6 protein-coding genes and 1 pseudogene are annotated in these 6,069 nt (G+C 65.0%); 3 read left to right on the top strand and 4 right to left on the bottom strand.

Features of this window, described 5'->3' with window-relative positions; all coding sequences use genetic code 11:
- Positions 1-582, bottom strand: a pseudogene (locus DYI24_RS19385) (hypothetical protein); the annotation flags it as partial.
- Positions 583-1,005: 423 nt separating this feature from the next.
- Here DYI24_RS19385 and DYI24_RS19380 point away from each other — a divergent pair.
- Positions 1,006-2,271 (top strand): L,D-transpeptidase family protein, encoded by a 1,266-nt coding sequence (locus DYI24_RS19380; protein ID WP_164573464.1) that lies wholly within the window; start codon positions 1,006-1,008, stop codon positions 2,269-2,271.
- A 79-nt stretch (positions 2,272-2,350) separates the two neighbouring features.
- Here the strand turns inward: DYI24_RS19380 and DYI24_RS19375 are convergent, their stop codons facing one another.
- Positions 2,351-2,551, bottom strand: a complete 201-nt coding sequence (locus tag DYI24_RS19375) for a hypothetical protein (RefSeq protein WP_011159149.1) — start codon at positions 2,549-2,551, stop codon at positions 2,351-2,353.
- A 240-nt stretch (positions 2,552-2,791) separates the two neighbouring features.
- On the opposite strand from DYI24_RS19375, the gene ettA reads away from it, so the two are divergent.
- Positions 2,792-4,441, top strand: coding sequence for an energy-dependent translational throttle protein EttA (ettA, locus tag DYI24_RS19370; RefSeq protein ID WP_164573463.1), 1,650 nt, complete (start codon positions 2,792-2,794; stop codon positions 4,439-4,441).
- 215 nt (positions 4,442-4,656) lie between these two features.
- Here ettA and brnA read toward each other — a convergent pair whose 3' ends face one another.
- Together brnA and DYI24_RS19360 are read right to left on the bottom strand one after the other, a co-directional pair.
- Positions 4,657-4,914, bottom strand: coding sequence for a type II toxin-antitoxin system BrnA family antitoxin (gene brnA / locus DYI24_RS19365; protein ID WP_012497031.1), 258 nt, complete (start codon positions 4,912-4,914; stop codon positions 4,657-4,659).
- On the bottom strand, positions 4,901-5,200 hold the full coding sequence (locus DYI24_RS19360) for a BrnT family toxin (protein WP_164573462.1): 300 nt from the start codon (positions 5,198-5,200) through the stop codon (positions 4,901-4,903). Before DYI24_RS19360 ends, brnA begins: the two co-directional genes overlap by 14 nt.
- Before the next feature lie 99 nt (positions 5,201-5,299).
- On the opposite strand from DYI24_RS19360, the gene tam reads away from it, so the two are divergent.
- A partial coding sequence (gene tam / locus DYI24_RS19355; RefSeq protein WP_164573461.1) for a trans-aconitate 2-methyltransferase occupies positions 5,300-6,069 on the top strand: 770 nt, incomplete at its 3' end.

Genomic DNA, 6,069 nt, shown 5'->3' with positions numbered 1-6,069 from the left:
GGGTTTCTCAGCGCCGGCCTGCGGCTTGTCGTCGGGCTTTGGCGCGTCGGCCGAAGTCATCGCAGTCGTAGTGGCCGGTGGCGCCGCCGGAGCCACAGCGTCAGGCGTGGCGGCCGGCTGCTGCTGCTGCTGGGTCGAACTGGCTTGCGGCGCCGGGTCCGGGGCGGCCGGTGTAGGTTCAGCTTGCGGCGGCTGTGCTGCCGGTGCGGCGGTGTCGGCCGCAGCGGGCTGCAGCGCGGCGGTCTGTGCCGGCTCGGGGGCTTTGGTTTCGGGTTTCGCGCCTTCGTTGCCGAGAGCCGCGACGTCTGCCGCCGCCGGATCGGTTGCACTCGGGCTTTGGTTTGCAACTGCGGCCGGCGGTTCAGCGGTGGGTGCCGGCGGATCGACCCGGAGCATGCTCAGGCTCGGCGTCGGAGCCTCGGGCGCCCGCGCCAGCAGCGTGATGGCCGGCGGGCGCACCGTGTGCACGTTCACGAACTGCTCGTGCGCAGCCCGGAGCAAGGCGGCGGCACCGAGACCGAACACCAACAACGAGACCGCAAGCGTCATCGCCGCGAACAGAAACCGGAAACCGGGAAGCATTTCGGATGTATTCCGTCGTCGCACATCGGATCGCGACGACACTTATGACCCACACCAACGCGGCGACCACTACGACATCGGTTCGCGGCGCACTCAAAACCAGCCGCGAATCAAGCCACCTGAGAATAGCGCAAAACGAGTCGCATCACGCGCCGCGAAACGACTCAGCGACTCGATTGCCGCCTGATGCGGCCGAAGGTTGCTGGCGGACGGTCTCAGTCGCGCAGCGCGTGCGCCGAGATGGTTTTGGGCAGCCGCACGCGGTAGTCTCTAAAGGCCCTCTCGGGCTGCAAACCCTTCGCGGGCGGCAAATATCGCCAAAATTCGCGTGATTGTGCCGGCCTCGTCTTGAATGCGCCGTGATCCTCCGGCATTTCCGGCCCCGTTAACGGTCCGGTTGCCGCTCCGACTTACAAACGGGTTATGATGAACAAGCGCTTACTGACGTTGCTGGCGTCCGCTGCCGTGGTCGCCGCGGGAACCTCCGCCGCGCTCGCGCAGAGCTATCCCTCGACCCCCGGCGCTTATATCGGGCAAGCCGGCGAGGACCGTCCCGGCCTGCCGAATTTCGACAGCATCGACGATGAGGATGCGCCCACCGCGCGCCAGTCCGCAACGCTGCCGCCGCCCGGTCCGGTGACCTCGCCGGGCGACCCGCGCTACGGCGGTTCGGCCGCGCCGACCTATTCCAATGCCGCCCCGCAAGGCCCGGTGCTGTCGCCGGACGATCCGCGCTATGGCCGCCCGATGGGTGCTCCGACCTATTCCAACGCCGCACCGGGCGCCGGCCCTCAGGGGCCGGTAATGTCGCCGGACGATCCGCGTTACGGCCGCCCGACCGGCGCCACGAGCTATTCGAATGCGGCACCGGGCGCCTCGCCGCAGGGACCGGTGATGTCGCCGGATGATCCCCGCTACGGCCGCCCGATGGGCCCGCCGTCGGTGATCTATTCCGATCGTGGTGACGGTGGCGTGCGTCCGCCGGCTGGTGTTGGCGGCGGAGCGCCGTCGGCTCAGCCCGGCGCCGATGGCCGGCCGATGCAGGTCTCGGCGTTGCCGCCGGAAGAACAGCCGGATGCCGATCAGACCGTGCAACTGCCGCCCAATCTGCGCCGGCAGGAGGTCGACTTCGCCACCAAGGAGCCGGCCGGCACCATTGTGGTCGATACCGCTAACACTCATCTCTATTACGTGCTCGGCAACGGGCGTGCGATCCGCTATGGCGTCCGCGTCGGCCGCGATGGCTTCACTTGGAACGGCGTGCAGAAGATCACCCGCAAGGCGGAGTGGCCGGATTGGCATCCGCCGGCCGAGATGATCGAGCGCCAGCCCTATCTGCCGCGCTTCATGGCCGGCGGTCCGGGCAACCCGATGGGCGCCCGCGCGATGTATCTCGGCTCGACCGTGTACCGCATCCACGGCACCAACCAGCCGTCGACGATCGGCAAGTTCGTGTCCTCGGGCTGCATCGGCATGCTGAACGACGACGTCAGCGATCTGTTCGAGCGCGCCAAGGTCGGCACCCGCGTGGTGGTGCTGCCGGGCTCGCCGCCGAAGAACACCGCCACCGCTCAGGCGCAGCCCGCCATGGCGCCGGGTGCGCAGTCCCCGGCGTTGCCGCCGGCGCCGCTGCCGGGTGCGCAGCCGACGTCGGTAGCGCCGCTGCCGGCACCGGTCACGATCCGCTAAGCGCGACCGATTCCAGATTTGAAACGCCCGCCGGTGGTTCACCGGCGGGCGTTTTGCTTTTGCGATGATGGTTCGAGACTTAGTGCCGCGTCGGCTTGTGGCCGTGCTTGGCATGCCAAGCCGGGCCGGGGCCGCGCATGTAGTACATCTCCGGCCGGTAGGGATTGAACGCCTGGACGAAGAACTGCCGCCAGAACAGCCGGATCTCGCTCAGCAGGCTGGTGTCCGGGCCGGCCTGCTCGTCGTGATGCACTTCGGTGGTCGTGGTGAGGCTCGCCATGCTGATCGCCCCAAGGGTCGGCGCCGCGCCGACTCGGCGGCGCATCGGTCGCCGCTGTGAGGAGACGAGTGTTGGACGAGGTCGTTAAAATTGTCTTCGAATCGTTCGTGCCTCGGAAACGCACGAGAACAGGCTTAATCGCCTCTTAACGTCGCGCGTCCTCGGGTTGCCCTTTGCGGGCCGCACCGTTACATCAGCGGCAACCGATTTTCCCCGCACGCACCGCGTTCAAGGACCACGATGGCTCGCCAGTTCGTCTATTTCATGCAGGGTCTGACCAAGGCCTATCCGACCCGCAAGGTGCTGGATAACGTTCATCTGTCGTTCTACCCGGACGCCAAGATCGGCGTGCTCGGCGTCAACGGCGCCGGTAAATCGACCCTGCTGAAGATCATGGCGGGGATCGACAAGGAATATACCGGTGAAGCTTGGGTCGCCGAAGGCGCCCGCGTCGGCTACCTCGAACAGGAGCCGAAGCTCGATCCGGCGCTCTCGGTTCGTGAAAACGTCATGCTCGGCGTCGCCAAGCAGAAGGCGATCCTCGATCGCTACAACGAGCTGGCGATGAACTACTCCGAGGAGACCGCCGACGAGATGACGGCGCTGCAGGACCAGATCGAGTCCGCAGGGCTGTGGGATCTCGACAGCAAGGTCGATCAGGCGATGGACGCGCTGCGCTGCCCGCCGGACGACGCCGACGTCTCCAAGCTGTCGGGCGGCGAGCGTCGCCGCGTCGCGCTGTGCAAGCTGCTGCTCGATCAGCCCGACCTGCTGCTGCTCGACGAACCGACCAACCATCTCGACGCCGAGAGCGTGTCGTGGCTGGAAAGCCATCTGCGCAACTATCCGGGCGCCATCCTGATCGTCACCCACGATCGCTACTTCCTCGACAACGTCACGAGCTGGATCCTCGAGCTCGATCGCGGCCGCGGCATTCCCTACGAGGGCAACTACTCGTCCTGGCTGGTGCAGAAGCAAAAGCGGCTGCTGCAGGAAGGCCGCGAGGATGCGGCCCATCAGAAGACCCTCGAGCGCGAGCAGGAGTGGATTGCGTCGTCGCCCAAGGCCCGTCAGGCCAAATCCAAGGCGCGCTATCAGCGCTACGAGGAACTGCTCGCCAAGGCCTCGGAGAAGCAGACCCAGACCGCCCAGATCATCATTCCGGTGGCGGAGCGGCTCGGCAACAACGTGGTCGATTTCGAGCATCTCACCAAGGGCTTCGGCGATCGGCTGCTGATCGACGATCTCACCTTCAAGCTGCCGCCGGGCGGCATCGTCGGCGTGATCGGCCCGAACGGCGCCGGCAAGACCACGCTGTTCCGGATGATCACCGGGCAGGAGAAGCCGGATTCCGGCACCATCACGGTCGGCGAGACGGTGCGGCTCGGCTATGTCGATCAGTCGCGCGACGCGCTCGATCCGAAGAAGACCGTCTGGGAGGAAATCTCGGAAGGCAACGAGCTGATCCTGCTCGGCAAGAAAGAAGTCAATTCGCGCGGCTACTGCTCGGCCTTCAACTTCAAGGGCGGCGACCAGCAGAAGAAGGTCGGCTCGCTGTCGGGCGGTGAGCGCAACCGCGTCCACCTCGCCAAGATGCTGAAGTCGGGCGCCAACGTGCTGCTGCTCGACGAACCGACCAACGACCTCGACGTCGACACGCTGCGCGCGCTCGAAGAGGCGCTGGAGGATTTCGCCGGCTGCGCCGTGATCATCAGCCACGACCGCTGGTTCCTCGATCGTATCGCGACGCACATCCTGGCCTTCGAAGACGACAGCCACGTCGAGTGGTTCGAAGGTAACTTCCAGGACTACGAGAAGGACAAGATGCGCCGGCTGGGTCAGGATGCCATCATCCCGCACCGCGCCAAGTACAAGAAGCTGACGCGCTGAGGCGCGTCAGTTAAGCCAGTCTGAGGACGTTGCGCTGGGCGATTGACCGGCCGCGGTCAGCCTGTCGTGGAAGGTGACGAGAGTTGCTCCGAAGCGGCTCGCCGTCGCCAGATGGATGGCATCGGGAGCAGAATCGAGCATCTTCTCGGTCTGGCCGCCTTGGGTCTTGGTATGTCCCGCCAGAACTTGCAGCTACTCTTCAAGCGGGGATCTGGCTATCCGACCTTTTCACTCAGCCACATCTTGATTAGCGACTGATACGGTACGTCGCGCTTGTTGGCGGCGACTTTGATCTGCTCCAGGAGTTCCGTCGGCAGTCTGATCGAGATGGACGTCGTGGACGGTTTCAAGTTTGGGAAAGTGACGCGCTCGGCTTTGCTCCAGTCGAGATAGTCACTCGAATCGTGCGTCTCCCAGAACAGCCGTTCCTCAGCTTCCGATTTGAAGGAGGGGATGGGCTTAAGCTTTTTCATAACTGCTCCTGTCCCTTCGGCTCATGTCGCGCGCGGAGATGATACGTATCAAGGTCTCGTCGGCTCGCAGTGTAAAGGTTATGTGCAGCAGGCGTCCTGCTGTTGTGCGACCCAGAGCGTGGAGCCGGCGTTCCGAGCCGCTGTGTTTAGTGTCTTCTTGCAGTAGAAGCGGTCGATGCATGAACACGCTTTCGGCCTCCAATTGGCCGACGTCGTGTTTCTCCACGCTCTTGCGGAGATTGCCGTCGTCCCAATCGAACCCGACGATCTGGCTGAGATCGATCATCTGTATATGTCAGAAATATACGATCCCTGGAGGATATTGCAAAATCCAGCAGGATCAATAGCTTTTCCCTCGCAGACTCGGGGGCGCAAGGGACGCTGGATGGCTGACTGGAATGCCGAGCAATATCTGAAATTCGAAGACGAGCGGACCCGTCCGGCGCGGGATCTGTTGGCACAGGTACCGACCACGGCGCCGCGCAAGGTCGCCGACATCGGCTGCGGGCCGGGCAATTCCACCGCGCTGCTGGTCGAGCGCTGGCCCGAGGCGTCGGTGGTCGGCGTCGACACCTCCGCCGACATGCTGCGCCAGGCCCGCGAGCGGCTGCCGCAGCACAAATTCATCGAGGCCAATGTCGCGCATTGGGCGCCGCCGGCTGGCACCGACGTGCTGTTCGCCAATGCGGTGTTCCAATGGGTGCCCGACCATCTCAAGCAGCTCAAGCGCCTGCTGTCGGCTCTCGACAGCGGCGGCGTGCTTGCGGTGCAGATGCCGGACAATCTCGACGAGCCATCGCACATCATGATGCGTGAGGTGGCGCTGCAGGAGCCGTGGCGGCATCAGCTTTCCAAGGCCGCCGAACTGCGCGACACGCTGCCGAAGCCGAGCGTGTACTACGATGCGCTGAAACCTTTGTGCAGCCGGCTGGAGATCTGGCACACGGTCTACAATCACGCGCTCGACGGCCCCGAAGCGATCGTCGAGTGGGTCAAGGGCACCGGGCTGCGGCCGTTCATCGATCCGCTCGAGCTGCCGGAACGTAAGACCTATCTGGCGGCCTATACGGCGCGGATCGCCGCGGCCTATCCGGCGCAGGCCGACGGCAAGGTGCTGCTGCGATTTCCGCGGATCTTCATCGTCGCGGTGAAGTA

This window comes from Rhodopseudomonas sp. BR0C11 (genome assembly GCF_010820945.1).
In the GTDB taxonomy this organism is placed as follows: domain Bacteria; phylum Pseudomonadota; class Alphaproteobacteria; order Rhizobiales; family Xanthobacteraceae; genus Rhodopseudomonas; species Rhodopseudomonas palustris_H.
Note: the sequence above shows the minus strand (reverse complement) of the source record. Positions and strands in the feature narration are given on the sequence as shown.

Coding starts and splice junctions, on each gene's coding strand:
- DYI24_RS19380 (WP_164573464.1), top strand. CDS start 1,006: ATGATGAACAAGCGCTTACTGACGTTGCTGGCGTCCGCTGCCGTGGTC.
- DYI24_RS19375 (WP_011159149.1), bottom strand. CDS start 2,551: ATGGCGAGCCTCACCACGACCACCGAAGTGCATCACGACGAGCAGGCC.
- ettA (WP_164573463.1), top strand. CDS start 2,792: ATGGCTCGCCAGTTCGTCTATTTCATGCAGGGTCTGACCAAGGCCTAT.
- brnA (WP_012497031.1), bottom strand. CDS start 4,914: ATGAAAAAGCTTAAGCCCATCCCCTCCTTCAAATCGGAAGCTGAGGAA.
- DYI24_RS19360 (WP_164573462.1), bottom strand. CDS start 5,200: ATGATCGATCTCAGCCAGATCGTCGGGTTCGATTGGGACGACGGCAAT.